Source organism: Thalassoroseus sp., assembly GCF_984380535.1.
Genome location: NZ_CFHRBF010000003.1, coordinates 1 through 18,452, shown reverse-complemented (window position 1 = coordinate 18,452; position 18,452 = coordinate 1). Strand labels below are relative to the sequence as shown.

The 18,452-nt window shown below is 54.3% G+C and carries 12 protein-coding genes, 1 tRNA gene and 1 pseudogene; 8 read left to right on the top strand and 6 right to left on the bottom strand.

Going from position 1 to position 18,452, the window contains the following annotated elements:
• Positions 1 to 94: 94 nt before the first annotated feature.
• From AC5DDB_RS04730 to AC5DDB_RS04710, 5 genes and pseudogenes are all read right to left on the bottom strand, one after another.
• A pseudogene (locus tag AC5DDB_RS04730) lies at positions 95 to 541 on the bottom strand (cytochrome c3 family protein); the annotation flags it as partial.
• Positions 487 to 2,460 (bottom strand): FAD-dependent oxidoreductase, encoded by a 1,974-nt coding sequence (locus AC5DDB_RS04725; RefSeq protein WP_491738534.1) that lies wholly within the window; start codon positions 2,458 to 2,460, stop codon positions 487 to 489. The gene AC5DDB_RS04725 and the pseudogene AC5DDB_RS04730, both read right to left, overlap by 55 nt.
• A 197-nt stretch (positions 2,461 to 2,657) precedes the next feature.
• A complete protein-coding gene (locus AC5DDB_RS04720; protein ID WP_491738814.1) occupies positions 2,658 to 4,859 on the bottom strand; it encodes a molybdopterin oxidoreductase family protein in 2,202 nt (733 codons plus the stop codon).
• Positions 4,860 to 4,945: 86 nt separating this feature from the next.
• Positions 4,946 to 6,604, bottom strand: coding sequence for a DmsC/YnfH family molybdoenzyme membrane anchor subunit (locus AC5DDB_RS04715; RefSeq protein WP_491738533.1), 1,659 nt, complete (start codon positions 6,602 to 6,604; stop codon positions 4,946 to 4,948).
• A gap of 350 nt (positions 6,605 to 6,954) precedes the next feature.
• On the bottom strand, positions 6,955 to 8,553 hold the full coding sequence (locus AC5DDB_RS04710; RefSeq protein ID WP_491738532.1) for an alginate export family protein: 1,599 nt from the start codon (positions 8,551 to 8,553) through the stop codon (positions 6,955 to 6,957).
• A 555-nt stretch (positions 8,554 to 9,108) separates the two neighbouring features.
• Here AC5DDB_RS04710 and AC5DDB_RS04705 point away from each other — a divergent pair.
• A complete protein-coding gene (locus AC5DDB_RS04705; RefSeq protein WP_491738531.1) occupies positions 9,109 to 10,935 on the top strand; it encodes a NirA family protein in 1,827 nt (608 codons plus the stop codon).
• Between the two features lie 183 nt (positions 10,936 to 11,118).
• The gene (locus tag AC5DDB_RS04700; protein WP_491738530.1) at positions 11,119 to 12,840 is read left to right on the top strand and encodes a sulfite reductase subunit alpha; all 1,722 of its coding nucleotides are present in this window, start codon (positions 11,119 to 11,121) and stop codon (positions 12,838 to 12,840) included.
• Between the two features lie 17 nt (positions 12,841 to 12,857).
• On the opposite strand, the gene AC5DDB_RS04695 is transcribed toward AC5DDB_RS04700, so the two are convergent.
• Positions 12,858 to 13,550, bottom strand: a complete 693-nt coding sequence (locus tag AC5DDB_RS04695) for a hypothetical protein (RefSeq protein ID WP_491738529.1) — start codon at positions 13,548 to 13,550, stop codon at positions 12,858 to 12,860.
• A gap of 132 nt (positions 13,551 to 13,682) precedes the next feature.
• On the opposite strand from AC5DDB_RS04695, the gene AC5DDB_RS04690 reads away from it, so the two are divergent.
• The 6 genes from AC5DDB_RS04690 to AC5DDB_RS04665 all read left to right on the top strand — a co-directional run bounded on the left by AC5DDB_RS04690 (position 13,683) and on the right by AC5DDB_RS04665 (position 18,392).
• On the top strand, positions 13,683 to 14,348 hold the full coding sequence (locus AC5DDB_RS04690) for a pyridoxamine 5'-phosphate oxidase family protein (RefSeq protein ID WP_491738528.1): 666 nt from the start codon (positions 13,683 to 13,685) through the stop codon (positions 14,346 to 14,348).
• 140 nt (positions 14,349 to 14,488) lie between these two features.
• Positions 14,489 to 14,562, top strand: a tRNA-Val gene (locus AC5DDB_RS04685).
• Between the two features lie 118 nt (positions 14,563 to 14,680).
• Positions 14,681 to 15,940: a site-specific integrase gene (locus tag AC5DDB_RS04680; protein ID WP_491738527.1), complete on the top strand. Its 1,260-nt coding sequence runs from the start codon at positions 14,681 to 14,683 to the stop codon at positions 15,938 to 15,940.
• A 137-nt stretch (positions 15,941 to 16,077) separates the two neighbouring features.
• Positions 16,078 to 16,914 (top strand): hypothetical protein, encoded by an 837-nt coding sequence (locus AC5DDB_RS04675; protein ID WP_491738526.1) that lies wholly within the window; start codon positions 16,078 to 16,080, stop codon positions 16,912 to 16,914.
• Between the two features lie 112 nt (positions 16,915 to 17,026).
• Positions 17,027 to 17,305: a DUF1580 domain-containing protein gene (locus AC5DDB_RS04670; protein WP_491738525.1), complete on the top strand. Its 279-nt coding sequence runs from the start codon at positions 17,027 to 17,029 to the stop codon at positions 17,303 to 17,305.
• 79 nt (positions 17,306 to 17,384) lie between these two features.
• A complete protein-coding gene (locus AC5DDB_RS04665) occupies positions 17,385 to 18,392 on the top strand; it encodes a hypothetical protein (RefSeq protein WP_491738524.1) in 1,008 nt (335 codons plus the stop codon).
• Positions 18,393 to 18,452 lie beyond the last annotated feature (60 nt).

Here is an 18,452-nt window from a genome sequence, read left to right as displayed (position 1 = left end):
TGTCGTGAAAGTTATGACAGCCCGCAGTCGCACAACTGTCATAACGAAACGAGGCGTGACTCGGGCGATCCTCGGCAATCGTTTGATGACAATGCCAACAGTAGTCATCTGGCAAAGTCACTCCCATTTCTCGTGTTTGGCCGGGAACATGTTCTTTATGACAGGCAATACAAGACGTCGCGTCGATATATTGCAAAAGTTCAGCTTTTGTCGGGTCGGAAAACTTGCTTGCCTTATGTGTATCGCGTGCTTCCTTAAGTTCATCGGCATGGCAGTCCAAACAGGACTGTTCTCGGACGTCCCCGCCGATTTCGTGACAGACGGCACACTTAATTTCGATCTGGTAATGACCGCAAGTCGTTTCCCCCGGTAGATAGATCAAAGATGCAGAGCTCGCGCTATTCTCAGTCGGCAACGCAATCCATAGCCCTACTGCAAAACCAGTAGAACTCAGCAACCACAGCAGCCATAGAGTCCGATTGCGTTTCACAGGTAGTAACTCGTTAGAATGTGAAAGGCGATCAGAATTGGCAGCGGCCATAGTAAGAGGATGTGTGCTAGCGTCAGTCTTGGTCTCCATTTACGAACCCAACGCCCGGTCGCGCCGGACGTTCTAGTCTCGAGTGCCGTGAGCACTCCTGTAGTTCCTCCAACGAGATTCGCCCCGAGGAACACCGTCATTAGCAAAAAATTAAGTGCATGCCCGAAACGCAATCCGGTATGAATGGCCACTCCTAATACTGTTACTAGACCAGTCACGGTATGAACGGCTCGCCAAAAACCGTAAGGGACCTTACGGAACCAGTTCAGTCGCTTTCTTGCGGATAGCAACAGTGTCAGAGAGGTGATACCTAAGAGTACAAAACCTGTAATTCGTCGCCAGGATACTTCTCGCCACAGAGCGTCAACTGCTCGAAACGATGATTGCACGGAATCTGCATAATCTAGCGGACCAACTAGGATCGTAGCGGCAACGAACACGAGTGACATGACCGAAACTAGGCCAACCCAACTCGTTGATTTGCCTGTATTCGTATAAACGGGATCTCCAACGAGTTCCGCTAGCAATGGCCGACATGATCCGCATACCGTCGACGCGCGAGTTTGATCGGCTATAGCTTCGATCGTTCGACAACCGTTGGCGACCGCCGTTGTCAGCACTTCACGAGTCACCCCGACACAACTACAAACGACGGCCCCCGGGGGCCATTCGGTGACACGACTTTGGTTGCTCGGCGGCCATAGCAATCCTTCTTTCTGAAAGCGATTCAAAACTCGAATGCTAAGTCGGCGTTTTTGTGAAATCGCTTCCTGAAGTCGCGGCAACTCTGGAGATGGTCCCACACAAATTGTGCCGTAGAGTCGCCCGTCGCGGATGATTAGTTTTCGATAGACGTTCTCACTCTCGAAGGTCTCGACGTGTGCACCGCTGGGGTCGAGATAGTCGCCGCAGAAGGACACATCGATCCCAAAAACCTTCAGCCGGGTGGATACGTCGCTGCCTGTGAATCGAACCGATTTCCCATGAAGTCGTTCTGCGACAGAGTCAGCCATGTGATAGCCGGGAGCGGCTAATCCGTAGATAGTATCGCGATGTAATGCACACTCACCGATGGCAAAGATGGAATCGTCGGATGTTTTCAATTCGTCATTCACAACGATTCCACCACGCGGCCCAACATCGAGTCCGCTGGCACGAGCAAGTTCATCGCGAGGGCGAATCCCCGCCGATACGACGATAAAATCCGCATCGAGCGGTTCGTGCTCTTTGAATACTAGACGACAGCGTCCCCCAACTTCTTCAACCCTTGCAGTCGTTCTCAATAGGTGAACCGTGATACCAAGGTGCTCGACGAGCTTCTTTAGCAGCGCTGCACCTTCGGTGTCGATTTGTCGTGGCATCAATACAGACGCCATCTCGACCACATGAGTTTGTATGCCGAAGTCGTTCAAAGCTTTGGCGGCTTCCAACCCGAGTAACCCACCTCCAATGACGGCAGCGGATTTCCCGAGTTCGGTGGCAGCTCGAATAGCGCGGAGATCGTCTAGTGTTCGATAGACGAAAACATGTGGTGAATCGATGCCGGGTACGCTTGGCACAAACGGACGAGATCCGGTTGCGAGGACAAGACGATCGTATTTGACTTCTCGCCCGGACCGCGAACGGACGACTCGATGCAGCCGATCGATTTCCACAATGGGATCACCGGTATGCAATTCAATATGATTGGCTTCGTACCATGACCGTGGTGCAAACGAGAGTGCATCGTCGCTGTGATGATCGAACGCCTCCGTCAATCGAACTCGATCGTAGGCTGGTCGCGGTTCTTCACCGAATACCGTAATACGAAACGCTTGGTCGTGAGGTCGACTGACTAACTTTCGACACAGCATGTAACCGGTCGGTCCGTTTCCGACGATTACAATCGCTTGAGCTTTGGAGCGTTGCTGGTCAAGCATGGTCAGTTCGAATCAGATCTGTAAACAACGGCTAGTCAATGTTGATTTCGAGATCGGCAACCATGCCGATGGCCCGTGCGATTGTCCTGTCGACGGGGTTTTTCGCTGTTCGGTACGGAGTGACGGCGGCCACCCTCGCCTCCGTGGAAACTAGGGTTACCCTCCGCCAGAGACCTCGATGACGAAGGTGACCTGCGTCACTCCGCAGGCCGTATTCGAACTGCACAAGATTTGTAGGAAGGCTGCTTCGAATGCGGATCGAACACGGCTTTGGTGAGTTGGTTGGTGGTGTTTTCGTGCATCGGGATGAATACTTGGCCTTGCGGAATCGTGAGTGTCAGCACCGCACGAGCCTTCAGCTTTCCTCGGACGCTCTCAACAAACACCGACTGTTGCGGTCGGATGCCAATGGATCGTGCGTCGTCCGGATGCATTTCGACGTATTGATGTTGGGGGTATAACCGGCGTAAGACTGCACTTTTCGAAGTGCGTGTTTGGGTGTGCCATTGAGACGCGGAACCGCGTCCGGTCAGCAGTGTGAGCGGGTATTCGGGGGAAGTTGGCTCGCTTGGCGGTTTCGGTTCATCGAAAAGAATTCGGGCCCGTCCATCAGGAAACACGAATCGCCCGTCCGCGAACAATCTTCGCTCGGTAACGGGTTCGCCAAAGTTGGCATCGACTTCCGAATAAGGCCATTGAATCCCACCGGCTTCGTCGATCGCTCGAAAATCTTTGATCCCGCTGAAATCGCAGAATTGTCCCGCCGAGATCTGCTTCAAGATTTGAAATGCAGCAGCTGGGGATTCCCAATCGGCGAACATTTCCCCCAAGCCCGCGTACTCGGCGACGAGACGAAAAATATTGTAATCCGACAATGCTTGCCCGGGCGCTTTGCGAACTTTTTTCAGGACGCCTAAACGACGTTCGGAGTTGATGAACGTGCCTTCCTTTTCCCCCCATGCAGCCGCCGGCAGTAATAGGTCGGCTCGCACCGCGGTTTCCGTCGAGTGGTACATGTCTTGGACGACGAGGAAATCTAGGTTGCCGATTAGCTCCGAGAAAGCGTTTTGGTCAATCCAACTGTGAGCCGGGTTCGTCGCAATTACCCATAAGGCTTTGATTTGCCCGTCACGTATGCCGTCGATGATTTCGTTGTATGCCCAACCGGAATCGGTCGGAATTCGAGATTCGTCGATGTCGAGGATCTCGGCGACTTTTGCTCGGTCTATTGGTGAAGCAAAGTCGTGCCCGCCGAGCAAACTTGTGGTATTCGAGAACAAACGCGACCCCATCGCGTTACATTGGCCGGTGATGGAATTCGCCCCGGTCCCCGGACGACCGATATTGCCCGTGATCAACGCTAGATTGATAATCGCCTGCGCGGTTCGTGTCCCCTGGTAGCTTTGGTTGACTCCCATCGTCCACCAGAACGACACGCGTTCGCGCGCGTGAATCCGTTCGGCGAAGGTTTCGATCTGCTTGGCGGTGAGACCGGTTTCCGTGGTTACGCGTTCGAGGGTGAAGCTTTGGAGAAACTCTCGATATTCCTCGAAGCCATTGGTGTGTCGTTCGACAAACTCCGCGTCGTACCATCCGCGTTCGATCAGAATTCGCGTGATTCCATAGAGAAGTGACTGATCGCTCTTGGGAAGCACAGGCAGATGAAGCGTTGCGTTCATCGCTGTTTCTGTCCGCCGAGGATCGAGCACAATGATGTCTGGGTTGCGGCGGTTCCGCATGACCCGTTCCCACATGATCGGGTGTGCCAAGCAGGGATTCGCCCCGACGAACACCAGACAATCCGACTCTTCGAAATCGGCATAAGTGAACGGTGGTGCGTCAAATCCGAATGACTGTTTGTAGGCTGTTGCAGCCGTCGCCATGCATTGCCGAGTATTGCCGTCGCCATGTCGAATGCCGAGACCAAATTTTGCGACTGCCCCTAACAATGCCATCTCTTCGGTCGCAATTTGACCGGTGCTAAGAAACGCAACGGAATCGGGACCGTGCTCTTTCTGTACGTCGCGAATTCGCTCGACCATTATGGTCATTGCAGTGTCCCAATTAGTCTCCTGCAACGTGCCGGACGCATCTTTCAAGAGTGGCACTGTGGCACGGTCCGGTGCATCCAATGCGGTCAATGCTTCCCACCCTTTGGGACACGCCATTCCCAAGTTCACCGGATATTCTGTCGATGGCGTAAGGCTGACCGCTTCAGACTCTTTCAACAGAATCCTCAGCCCGCAGCCGGTGGAACAGTACCCGCAGACCATCGTTGTGACGTGCTCGGGAACGAACCCCTTCGGCGTTTGCCCCAATCCGAATTGACCGGGTTCGCGGAGTAACTCACTGGTGAGTGGGCCGCTCCGGGCATGCACGAGCGATCGAAATGGCCCCATCCATTTGAGCGAGTCGGCAAGTTTCGGCGCGTGTTTGCTGACACGTTTCTTCGTTTCAGTGACGATTGGAAGACGATCGATTCCGCTCACGGCGTCATTCCTCCCGGCATCTTATGTCGCACAACTGCTGTGAAGAACAAGTAACGTTCCGCCAACTCTGCGACGACTGCAAATCCAAGCGCGATGATGGACAGAACGAGAAGAGTCCCTGCATGCGGAGCACCGAAAACAAGAAACAGCGGCAAAACGACAGTACCGACTAGACCCGCAACGAAACGCAGTACCGTTACCGGGCGAAGTTCACCAGACAGCAGAATTGCAGACCTTTTGGCGGGTGTAAATTCCGTGTCTCGCAGTGATACGAATGCGAGTCCGTCGATCAGAAGTTTGAGCAATCCCGCACCGACGACCACCCATAGCAGCGGCTGAATTCGTGCATGGACCGACTCACCGTAAGCCACGATCATGGAAGCGACCGAGGCCAAGGCCCCGAGCGTCATTCCCGTCAGCACAAACTTTGGTAGCGTTCGAGAAAGGTGCCAAAATGGTCGCCGAACAACGTGATAGATCATCGCCGAACAAAACACGCCGACGAGCCCAGACAGACAAACGACCAAACCTAACCACGTGGAAAGATTCAAATCTGTGTCTAAGACCCCCGGTGGCATCCACAAGCTTGCGACATACAGCAATGCCGATCCGGCGAATATCCCGAATGCTAAAATCTCACGACTTAACCACGAATGACGCAGGCCGATCATTGCTCGAAATGCATATTGCGGACGCCCCAAGTGCAACGTACTTGCTCCGATGGCGATCAATCCGCAAATCAGTGCAAAGCTAGCGGGTCCAGGTGATGCCGATGCAACAGGATTCAGCCATTCCATCCAGAACGCACCGACTGAAAGCTGCGTCAACACGAGCATGATAACCAAGGCCCAGTGCGCATGCTCCGGCTGAACGGTATACAGATCACCGGGGACAAGTCTGTCGGATGAACCACGCTGGGAACGGAACCGTGTCGTGGGAAGCGTATAGTCGGGATTCGGTGCCCCAGTGAGGAACTTGCCCGCACTCGCAGCTTGCTGGACCTCAGCGACCTTCACGATCTGGATCTGAATCGCTTCGTGGGGACAGGACTGCACGCACGCGGGCGCCTCACCATCGGCGAGTCGGTCGGAACACATGTCGCACTTGCGAACAATGCCGAGTTCCGCGTTGTACCTGGGAACGTCGTAAGGACAAGCCAACGTACAATATTGACAGCCGAAGCACTGATCATCGAGGTGCTTCACAATCCCCGTGATGGGATCTTTTTCGTATGCGTCAACGGGACAACCGTTCGCACAAGCTGGATCAAGACAGTGATGACATGCCGTCGTGACATGCTGAAGCACGGGTAAATCGGGTTTTCCGCCGATCAGTAGACCAACGTCACGCCACGCTTCGCCGTCATCGAGCCCGTTCAGACGATGACATGCGGTCACACAGGCTTTGCAACCTGAACAGCGATCGAGGTCGACATCGAACGCGTATTGTTCTCCGTCACCGGGTGGCGAAGCGGGTAAGAGCGAACGATAGTACTTGGCTTGCGAGGGAACACTCGAATCGCATTGCTGAGAGAAATACTCGACCGCGGTCAACTCGTTTTGCTCGGCAAGAAGTTGCTCGAGCAAACTGGGCCCGCCCGTTGCCTCCGGTGTTTCTGTTAGCAAATTGTTCGTGTTGGAATCCAAGTGCCGCACCAAGCCTGATCGGACAAAGGGTCCATCCGAATCAACCGATTCGGAACCGACGTCCTTTTCGTATCTAGTTCATGCCTGGGAACTTGCGACTGCATTTTGAATGCCAATCGTGAGGCGGCCGAGATTCCTCCGTCTATATTGGACGCAAAGGTCGAATTTAAACGCTACGGAAATCAGTGGTTAAAACAATTGAATTTCGTGACTGCAGAGGGAGCTATCGTCTCGGAATGTCCTGCATTCGTGCGACTGGAATGGGCACCCTGCGAAATTCCTAAGCAAGAAGGCCGCCTACCCAGATAGGTAGACGGCCTTGAAGTCGTATCAGGTTTCCACGTCGCGTGAACTCAAGGTTAGTAACGGACGTTGGACTGAATGAAGAACTGACGGGCGTCGTTTCGTGGCAGCACGGCATCGACGTAATCGCCGTAATAGAATTCCGAGTACTGCAACTGAAACGCCAAGTTCTGGTTATAGACGTAGTTCACAAGGACATCCATTTCCTGTCCGATGTCACTTTCACCGACCGGCCGACCGAGTGGAACTTGGGCCACGTTGTAGAGAACGTCGGCGTCACTTGCCAAGTCAAACCAATGGTACGCGAAAAGGAGATTCACCTTCTTGTGCGGCTGGATCGAAGCCTGCAAGCTGTAGTCCACCAAGTTCGGACCGCCGAGGTTGTCGATCAGACCCCAATAGGCGTGACCCAGTGGGAAATACGGCACGAAGGTGTTGTTCTTGTTGTCGTTCGGATCCGCATCCCCTGAGCCATACCAGAACAAACCGGTAAAGGTCGGTTTCCAGGGCATATCGGTGAAGACGTAATCCAGTTTGCTCGTTCCGAACCCGGCTTGCACGTCTTCGCCGAATTCGTCGTCGCCGAACTGATAACCGCCTTCGTTGTCCCATTTCCAAGCTCCCGGTCCCATAGCTTGTGAACCGGCCCAACGCATACCGATCAAATGACGATTGCCATCCGGGAATCGGGCGGGACGTGCGGCTTCGTCGTCTTCATTCAGCCACATCCAGTAGAAGTCGAACGTGTTGTCCTCGTACCCGGAGTACGTGGCATAGACCGACTGAAACGTTCGGCTTTGGTCGGGAGAATCGGGAGCATTGTCGAATTGCTCGACGGTCCCGTGCCCGGTCGCCGCATTCACAGGACGCACGGTGAAGGCGTCGATTTTCCAATCGCCGAGTTTCGTAAACGCTTTGAAACCTTCGAAGTTCCGGCGGGTATTGGCGTAATCCAAGGGCGAGATCAATCGTTGAGAACCGTAGAGAAGCTCTTGCCGTCCGTAACGGAACCAGATCGGTTGGCCATCATACGAACCCAAATTGATGTCTACAAAGGCGTTTTGCACGTCCCAACGGTTGACGTCAATTGGCGTCGGCGGCAACTCCTCGCCGAACTGTGACGCATCAATGCCTTCAAAGTACACGCGGAACATATCGCCGGCTTTGACATCGACATACTGACGCCAACGCTGCAAGTTGTACGAACTCAAGCCGGGACCACCGGGAACCAATCGGTTCCGCTCATCATGGTAGCGGTGACGAAATTCGCCGCCGATCGAGATGGTCCAGTCGTCGTCACCACATGTGAACAGAGGGACGTCTTTCCAGTTTTCGCCAATCAGATATGGTGCACCGGGCTTGTTCTTGTAACTAAAATTGTTGTCGAAGAAGAGCCCCTTCCAAGGCTGCACCGTACCACTCGGTTTCGGTGCATTCGCATTCGCGGGAACCGATTGCTGCGGGTATTGGGCGACTGGCGTCGAATTGATCGAAGTCGCCGAATCTTCCATCGAGCCTTGTTCATCCGCAAGAACTTGATCGTCCGCTGTGACCGATTCCTCGGTCTCTGGCAAACCTGGTGCTGGCGGGACCTCTGCGTAGGCAACCACTCCTCCGCTTAGCGTCGCTGCGACGCCGAGGAGCCAATGTCGCATGGGCATACTGACCTCCTGTCAGAACCGACATTCATCTGGTGTCGGCAACAGATTTTAGAATGAGTAAGAATTTGCGGAGGGTAGGAAGCGTCCGGAGACACCGCAAAACACATCGACACCAAAGCGGAATAGATCTCACGAAAAGCAGTCAGAAGGACTGGAATTCAGACTGTCTCACTACGCAAGGAAGTCAAAATCGACATAACCGGACCAACACTGCTAGCCCGTCTTCCCGACGTGATCCGACTCTTTTCTGAATCGTAACTTCAGGCCGATTGATATTTGGACAAAAAGGTCCGCATCTGCCCAACAAGTATGCAGCGGTGACAGTTTTCCCGGCACAAACTGCGAACAAATGAGGACGTCGAATCCGTAATTCAAGCGGTTTCGCAGTATCTCCGCAGCTTGGCACACTGATTGCGAACAGTGACTGCGTTGTCACCCCAAGCGTCTCGAAATTCACGTTCAAACTGGTGTTCTCGATGGAACGATCAGTTGTGCTCTGGTTGGGTGTTTGGAGTTAATTCGCTCGAATCGACATCGAGGTGAACACTGATGAGTAGCCGCGTCCCGATGGATAGTATTCCCCTCGAAGATTTCACAGTCGAGCAACGCAAGTATCTTGCAGATCTATTGCAGCAACTCGATTTGACGGCCGTTTTCAGTCCTCCGGCGACTTCGGACGCGAGCCCGCCGAGCGTCTTCGGCACGCCTTACGAGGATTTATGCACTCAGGAACGGATCAAGCTCGAAACGCCACCGTTCGAGCTTTGGCCAAAGATGCAGCAAATCGCTGATGAGGCCAAGATGCCGGAAGGCGGTGACGTCTTCAACATCAAGCACAACGGTCTATTTAATGTGCAGCCCGCTCAACCGGGGTTCATGTGTCGCTTGCGAATCCCCGCCTGCAAACTTACCGCCGACCAGTTTGCCGGACTTGCGACGATGGCAGACGAACTCGCAGGCGGGTACAGCCACGTAACCACACGCGGCAACCTCCAACTGCGAGAAATCCCACCGCAGAACATTATTCGATTGTTAGAGAACCTCTACGATCTCGGACTGACATGCAAAGGCTCGGGTGCCGACAGTGTCCGCAATATCACATGCAACCCGACCGCCAGCTTCGATCCGCAGGAACTGATCGACCTCAGTCCCTACGCGATTCGGTTGCATCACCATATTCTCAACACACCATCGCTGCACGGAATCCCCCGGAAGTTCAACATCGCGTTTGACGGGGGCGGTATCATCTCGTCAGTCGCGGATACGAATGATATTGGCTTTTACGCTTACAAGCTAACAGACGAATATCTCCAAAATCATCCTGAGATTGCGAAGGTCGCGCCGGATGGCATCGTCTGTCGTATTGTCCTCGGCGGAATCACCGGACACACCGATTTTGCCAAGTCCAGCGGGTTTGCCTGTACACCCTCGCAGACCCGTGATGTCTCGATTGCGATGCTGCGAGTCTTCATTGAGAACGGTGATCGCACGAACCGCAAGAAGGCCCGACTGAAATACATCCTCGACGATTGGGGACACGAGAAATTCACTCTTGCTTGCGAAGAGCGAATGCCTTTCGATTTGCTCAGGCTTCCGAAAGACGCCACCGAGCCCCGTGGAACAATCGACCGACAAGCACATATCGGCGTGCATCCCCAGGTTGAACCGGGACAGAATTACGTGGGGATTGCATTGCCAGTAGGGAAACTCACGGTCGCTCAGATGCGGGGACTGGCACAGATCGCCAAGACTTACGGAAACAACGACGTCCGCTTGACCGTCTGGCAAAACGTACTAATCCCCTACGTCAGCGACTCCGACATCCCGGCAGTGACCGATGCCGTCCGCGAACTCGGGCTGGACGTTCGGGCTTCGTCCTTCGCCACCGGAGTCATCGCATGTACCGGTCGTTTCGCTTGCCAGTATGCCTCAAGTCACACGAAAGAACACGGTTGGGCGGCCGTTCAATATCTGCAGGAACGGTTTGAACTCGATCAACCAATCAACATTCACCTCACCGGTTGCGTCAATAGCTGTGCTCAGCACTATATTGGTGACATCGGTTTACTAGGCGCTTCGACGGAAGACGGACGCGAAGCGTATCAAGTCTTCATTGGTGGAGGCAGCGATCACGATCAGGGGATCGGTCGATATCTATGCGGGCCGGTTGCATTTGACGAATTGAATCACTTTTTGACAGGCATGATCGGCACGTATCTGCAGCTCCGCACGAATGGAGAAACGTTTCTCCAATTCACACGACGTCACGACGATGAAGAACTCCGCGACCTGTTTCTCTCCGACCAAGCCGCCGAACTCGGTCGGAACACCGCCCCAATGGCGGGGGTCAATCAAGAAGTATCAACAAGTCTGTAAATCCTCGTCTGTAGACTCAAAATCATAACGTTTCCTAGTCCGTGATAATTCGACGATCAAGATTTCTTCGCGACTCACACCGGCTAAGAAAATCGGTTTACCGTCAAGTTCGAAACCAAGTTTGGGTGAGACTGTCGCTCTGATTTGTCCGGCGAAAATTGTTCCAACGAAGGTGGAATTGAAATGAGCGTATCCACACTCCCTGTTGATGCTCCGTTTTCTGGGGAACAACGGCAATTCGTCGAAGGTTTTCTCTCGGCACTGAAGTCGGTGCAGTCCGCTCAGAAGTCCTCGCAGGCTGCGACTGACACACCGGGAGCCGCTCTGACGATTCTCTACGGTTCGCAATCCGGGAACTGTGAAGCCCTTTCGAAAGACGTTCGCAAGGCCGCCCGCAATCGTGGTTTTGGTCCTGATGTCTTGGCCTTAGACAGTCTCGATTTCGAGCAACTCAGCGAAATCAAACATTTGCTCATTCTATGTTCGACGTTTGGTGAAGGTGATCCACCGGACAACGCCAAGAAGTTTACCGACTTCATCATGAGCGAGAACGCGCCGTCCTTACCAAATCTACACTATAGTGTGTGTGCATTGGGCGACCGCAGTTATACATTCTTCTGCAAGGCCGGGATCGACATCGACGAGCGACTTGCCGAACTCGGTGCGACACGCTTGGCGGAGCGTGTCGACTGTGATGTCGACTACGATGACGACTTTGCGACCTGGAAAGAAAATGTTTTCGCCGCGGAATCGATGATCGAGGTTGCCGAGGCGGCCGGCGGGCAGATTCTCGATGTCGATGAAGCCGAAACCGCGACGGAAACGACTCCCGGCAACTGGTCCAAGCAGAACCCGTTTCCTGCGACTCTTCTTAAGGTGCAGACTCTCAGTGGCGAGGATTCGGCAAAAGAAGTCAATCATGTCGAGATCAGTCTGGCTGGCTCCAAAATGGAGTACGAGGTTGGCGATGCCCTGGGGTTATGGCCGGTGAACTGCGGCGAGCAAGTCGAAGCCATATTGACAGCTGGTCACTTCACCGGGGAGGAAATCGTCAAGTTCAAAGGGCAGGACATTCCCTTACGAGCCGCATTGTTGACGAAGGTCGACTTATGTGTGCTCACCCCCGTCGTCCGACAAAACTTAGACCTGCCTATCGAGGATGACTGGCTTCGCGATCGACACTTGATCGATCTGCTCATCGAGTTCGCCCCCCACGTCGATCCCCAAGCTCTGATCGACTCGTTACGACCATTGATGCCACGGCTATATTCCATCGCATCCAGTCCGAAGGCCCACCCCGAGCAAGTGCATCTCACTGTCGGTGCAGTGCGGTATGAAGCCCATGGACGGTTGCGGAAAGGTGTCGCATCGACCTTCCTGGCCGATCGCGTTTCCCCCGGTGGAACTGTGGGCGTATTCTTACAGAAGTCGGCCCACTTCCGCCTTCCTGCCGATTTGACCAAGCCGGTGATCATGGTAGGACCAGGAACCGGAATCGCTCCATTCCGGGCATTCCTCGAAGAACGCTTTGCCACTCGGGCCACCGGGAAGAACTGGTTGTTCTTCGGCGATCAACACGAAGCTTCGGACTTTCTCTACCGCGATTGGCTACAAACGTTTCTCGACAACAAATGCCTAGACCGTTTAGACCTAGCGTGGTCACGCGACGGAGACGAGAAGGTTTACGTCCAGCATAAGATGCTCGCGGCGGGTGCGGAGTTGTTCCGGTGGCTCGAAGAGGGGGCTCACTTTTACGTATGTGGCGATGCCAAGCGTATGGCACACGATGTCGACGCCGCTCTGAAGCAAGTCGTGTCCGAGCACGGCAAGATGTCCGCAGCGGAAGCCGCCGCCTACGTTACGAAACTAGCGGAAAACCATCGCTATCAACGAGATGTGTATTAAGTCTTACGTGGTGAAATTTACGGACGTTCGTCCACAATCACAACGTGTTTCGGGAACCGGATCCGATTCAGGTCAATGATCTTTGCATCGACGACCAACTCGAGATCGACACGCGCCCGATTGTAGAATCCCACCCCGTTCTCGCCAGGAGTTCCAGGCTTCCACTTCATCCGACCATCCTTCTCATCAAGATAGGAAACGACGTATTCTGGCAAACTGCCATCTTCGCGGAATACATATTTCGGCCAAGGGGCGGTCGCCTGAATGAGTTGCCCTGATTTGACCAATTCTTGATGACGCTGTTCCAACTCTTCGGTTGCCAGCCCCAACTGGGGATTCAACGCCCACCCCTCCAACGGTGCATAAATACGAACGGCGGGCTTGTCGTTTTTTAGCAAGTCGCCCCATGAGGGGTGCTGTGGTTGCCCTTTGACCAACAGTCGAACACGAGAGCCCGGCGTCGTCTGTTTCAGCAGCAAAGGCCATATCTTCTCGAAGTCCGCACGCGTCTCCATCGGGATCGTGTAGATGTTCTCTTGAATTCCTGTCCCCACACCCAATGTCGTCGCTTTCGCACGAAACGGCTCTAACTCCGCCGGCCAGTTCTTCGGCCAAGCACCGGTGTTCTGCGTAAAGACCGCCGCCTTCGTCGAGTTACTTGAGTACAAGAAGAACGCCGCAAGAATTAGAATCGCCGAGCAATGTTTCATCACGTTCTCCCGGAAAGTCAACGGAAACATAGAAACCTGACGCAGAACATCGCAACAAGTTCCCGGAACTCGCAGATTCTCGCCAACGCGAGACTGCAGGTACACGCACGAGGGAATCATCGTGACACTCTCATGATGCTTCGCTACCCGCGAACCACACCGATTCCCGCGTGTCCGACGAATATCCTGAGCACTGAACGTTACCCAACCCGAGCATACATCATGGGCAAAGTCCACGAGTTTATCACCGAACCACTAGCCGATTGGCTGCGAAAGCAGCACATTTTCTTCGTGGCCACCGCACCTGCGAGCACAAATGGATTCGTCAACTGTTCCCCGAAGGGCGGAGACGCGTTTCGTATCCTCGGCAATCGCGAAGTTGCCTTCCAAGACCTAACTGGCAGCGGAGTCGAGACCATCGCTCACCTTCGCGAGAATGGACGGATCGTGCTGATGTTCTGCGCGTTTGACGGACCACCTCAGATCGTGCGGCTACATGGTACCGGCACCTTGCTCACGCCGGAGCAGACGCAATACGCCACCTTGATCGACAAATTTCCTGCAAACGTCGGCACCCGTGCCATCATCCACATCCAAGTTCACCGGGTATCAAGTTCCTGCGGATACGCCGTCCCCCGCTTCGAATATCAAGAGGACCGAGACGTCCTCGACAAATGGGCCATCAACAAAGGCACTGAACAACTACAAGTCTATCGCACCAACAAAAACACCCAAAGCATCAACGGCCTACCAGCCCTCGATCCAGAAACCGCTAAGAACGAACTAAACAAACAGTAAGTTCCTAGATCAAGTCACACCCCAGTCAAACCGCTTAACTGCAGAGAACATCTCCGCCAGGAAGACGAAAAACGAGCTCCGCCAATTTGAATCCGCACCCCTTGAGTTCTCCCAACTAACCCGCTAACCTACACCAACCCGATCCCTTGGCGCAGTTGGCTAGCGCGCTTCCTTCACACGGAAGAGGTCACTGGTTCGAGTCCAGTAGGGATCATTCGATTTAACTCTGGCCGAACTAAAGACTTGTGTACCTGCCGGGAATTGGCAGTGTGGCCTGAAAACCTGAACGAAATCCGGTACATACCGGATTCAGCTTTTCAGAAGTCCGCACCATGCCAAATAAGCCCCGACTCCCGAAGTACCGCAAGCACAAACCGAGTGGTCAAGCAGTGGTCACGATTTCGGGTCGAGATTTCTATCTCGGGCCGCACAACTCGAAAGCCAGCATCACCGAATATGACCGGCTGATTGCCGAATGGCTCGCTGCGGGCCGGAGAATCCCCCAGTCCGATGAAATCACTCTCACAGTCAACGAATTGATCGTCGCCTACTGGGAGCATTGCCAAGCCCACTATCGCAAGGCTGGGCAACCGACGAGCATGATCCCCAAGATCAAGGCCGCTCTTGGTCCCGTCCGAACTCTCTACGGGCGAAAGTTCGCCACCGACTTCGGACCTTTGGCGTTGAAGGCCTGCCGACAGACGATGGTCGATGACGGACAAACACGGGGCACGATCAATGCCTATGTGGGTTGCATCTGCAAAATGTTCAAATGGGGCGGGGAAAACGAACTGGTTCCCGCGTCCATCTATCACGGACTCCAAACCGTCTCCGGACTCCAAAAAGGCCGATCCGAAGTCCCAGAGGGCGACGGCGTGACGCCCGTTGCCGATTCCCTTGTCGATGCCGTGCGGCCGTTCGTCTCTCGGCAAGTTTGGGCGATGATCGAATTGCAACGGCTGTGCGGCATGCGGCCGGGAGAGGTCGTCAACATGCGAACGATCGACATCGACCGAACCGGGCCGGTGTGGATCTACGTTCCGGAGTCCCACAAGACGGAGCATCACGGCCGCGGTCGGGAGATTTATATCGGTCCGCAGGGACAAGCGATTCTCGCGGATTTTCTGAAAGCCGATCAGCAAGCGTATCTGTTTTCGCCATCGGAGGCGGAAGAGGAACGCCGGATCGAACAACGCCAGAACCGAAAGTCTTCAGTTCCACCGAGCCAACGAAACCGTCGCGGTGGGGCGAGAGTTCGGAAGCCGACCGAAAGCTACCGCCCGGACTCCTACCGGCGTGCGATCGTGCGGGCCTGCGAGCTCGCCTTCGACATGCCCGACGATCTGCGACGGCTGCCCGCGGGACTTCCCACCGATGAGAAGGAACGTCGGCGAAAACTCGCTGCGGATTGGCGAGCGGCGAATTGTTGGAGTCCGAACCAACTCCGACACAACGCCGCGACGAAGGCCCGCAAGCACGGAGGATTGGAACTCTCGCAACTGATCTGCGGACACGCGAACGCAGACGTGACCCAAATCTACGCTGAACGTGACCGAGCCCGAGCGGTGGAATACATGGGCCAGTTCGGGTGAATTGTGAGCATGATTTGATAGAGTGAATACGCGGCTAGTTGGCGACTGATCATCGCCGGCGAACCCCGGAACGGTCCTGTACCGGCTGCCGCGTTTTCTTTGTATTTACAGGACGCCACTTTTCAGGACAGTGGCCAATGGTAGAAGGCAAATCGCCAACCCATGTGCAGAGCAATGCGGCTGAACCTTTCGCCGCCGTGAACGCAGAAATTTCGACATTTGGGAAGCATCTCGACCGCATACACAATGTGGTCGTATCGCCCGTGGTCCTCGAATCCCGGGAATTCTTGAAGGCGTCCATCCTGCAATGCACCAAAGAGATTGTTCACCTCTACCAACACGTTGACGCCGCAGGCGGAGCCGTCGCTTTTGTCAATTCGCTTATCTTCGCCGCCCGAAAATCTGCGGGAGTCGAATATCCAGGCGGTGAATCCGATCACCTGAAAGTGTGGGCGGACGCAGAAAGATTGATCGACGGAATTTCCGATCGGCTTAGCCATGTTGAGGACGCAGAAGAGTTAGAAGTTCCAGAACGGCTTCGTGACTGGTTCGACTATCGATTTCGGATCCGGAGCTTCGATGAAGCCTTCGTCGAATCGCATTGGGAAGAGATAGCACGAGCGATCTTTGAATGGATAAGCCGTTGGGGGTTCGAGGGTGACCAATCTTGGAATTTGAAAATTGAGTCGTCGCTAGTAGATCGATACCTCAAAGAAGGCGAACGCAAGCCAGTCAGATCCCAGCCTGAGAAGCTTATCCTTTCACAATTACAGCGTGAAATCCTCGCCGAATTAGAAGGGCGGGCGTTAACAGCGGACCGGCTGCAAACACGACTTGATGTCGGAAGCCGAGATACGCTCTACGGGGGCAGAGATCGTCGTGGCGGTCTGAATCAACTCATGGACTACGGGCTGATCGAAAACGACCGAAAAGTTGGCGGTTACTTCAGGCCGGATTCGCCCCCCACACTTTAGCTAGCGGACTAAAAGCGTACTAAAAGAGTACTGAAGTCGTACTGAATTAATTTCGATCCCATCATAGGATCCCCCGCAGTTGCATTCTTTGAATCCATTGCGGGGGAACCTGATGGTCGATCTACATCAACCACGTTACACGCTCAACGAAATCGGCAATCTGTGCAAAGTCCACGTTTCCACCGTGTGGCGGTGGTGCCTGAATGGGGTTCGGGGCCGGAAGCTGCGGAGCGTGATCATCGCCGGCCGCCGGTACGTGATGAAGGATGACTTCGACGATTTTATTGCCGGGATGAATGAGCCGACCGGCCCGAAGTCGACGCCGTCCAAGCGGGCCGAGAAGCGATCGTCCGCGGCTGAAAAGAAGCTCGACGAAATCGGCATCGGCTGAACCGTCTACGAAAAAATCCGCAGGCGTGTTGCGTGACCTGCGGACTCCCGATCCCACCCAATGAAGGATCACTCTACGTATGGTCAAAAAGCGAGGTGGCAAAGTCAAGCCGAAGACTGAGCCCGCCCTGTTCGAAACCGAAAAACCGAAAGATGATCGGGAAAAACGGCGGACGATTCTTGAAGAGATCAGACTGCCGAAAAGCCATCGCGTGGGGGTATCGCCCGCAATGCCTGACGGCAAGCGGTCGGTCAGCGGGGCTGTGATGGTTGCAGTACTGCAACGCATCGATCGTCACGCTGGCAAGAATGGACTTGCCATCCCATCGATTGACTTGATGGCTGAAGTTATTCGAGTCGACCCGCGAACAGTGCGAACCGCAATCGCTGCCCTACGCGAGTTGGATCTGCTCATCGTTGAGGAAAGGTACGTCGTTGAGGAACGGTACAAAGGCTCACGGATGTCCAACAGCTACAAGATTGTTTGGTCAAACCTCTATGACTATTTGCCACAAAAGAACGAAGAACCGGGCGGGCATGAAGCCACCCCCTCCCGGGCATCAGGCCACGGGGGGGCGGACTTGAAGCCAGGAGGGGGAGGGCATCAGACCCTACATAACCGGAAAGATGAACCGGAAAGAGAAACCGAAAATAAGAACCCCTCTCCATCAAGGCCCGCTCCGGCATCGGAACCGACTTGGAAGGATGTAGAGAGGGAATTATCTAGGCTTGGAGTCAAAGCCACATACTCGGCCGTCGATGGTGCGAAAGAAAGCGGCTGCAAACCAGCTGACGTTTTGGACTCGCTAGCGGGGTGTGATGGGGAAGAACCGAGAGAGATTTATCTCTTCGTAAAAGACCTCCAACCAGAAGGATCGGCCCGCACGGCACTAAGTGGGTCGACTTCTAAGGCACTGGACATGTCACCTGCGAATATCGAAGGACTCATTCGAAATGTTTCATCAAGCGATGAGGGCAAATGGTTATTTCGGCTGTGGCGTGAGGGTGGAGCCAAAGACCCAATAGCTTTCCTCGACCGGTTCGGAGAGAGGCTTGAACGTTTACGAAGTCAACATACTGTTCGATGAAATGACCATGAACCTGGACGGTTCATGGTCACGTGTGATTACTTTTGGGATTGGGTCATG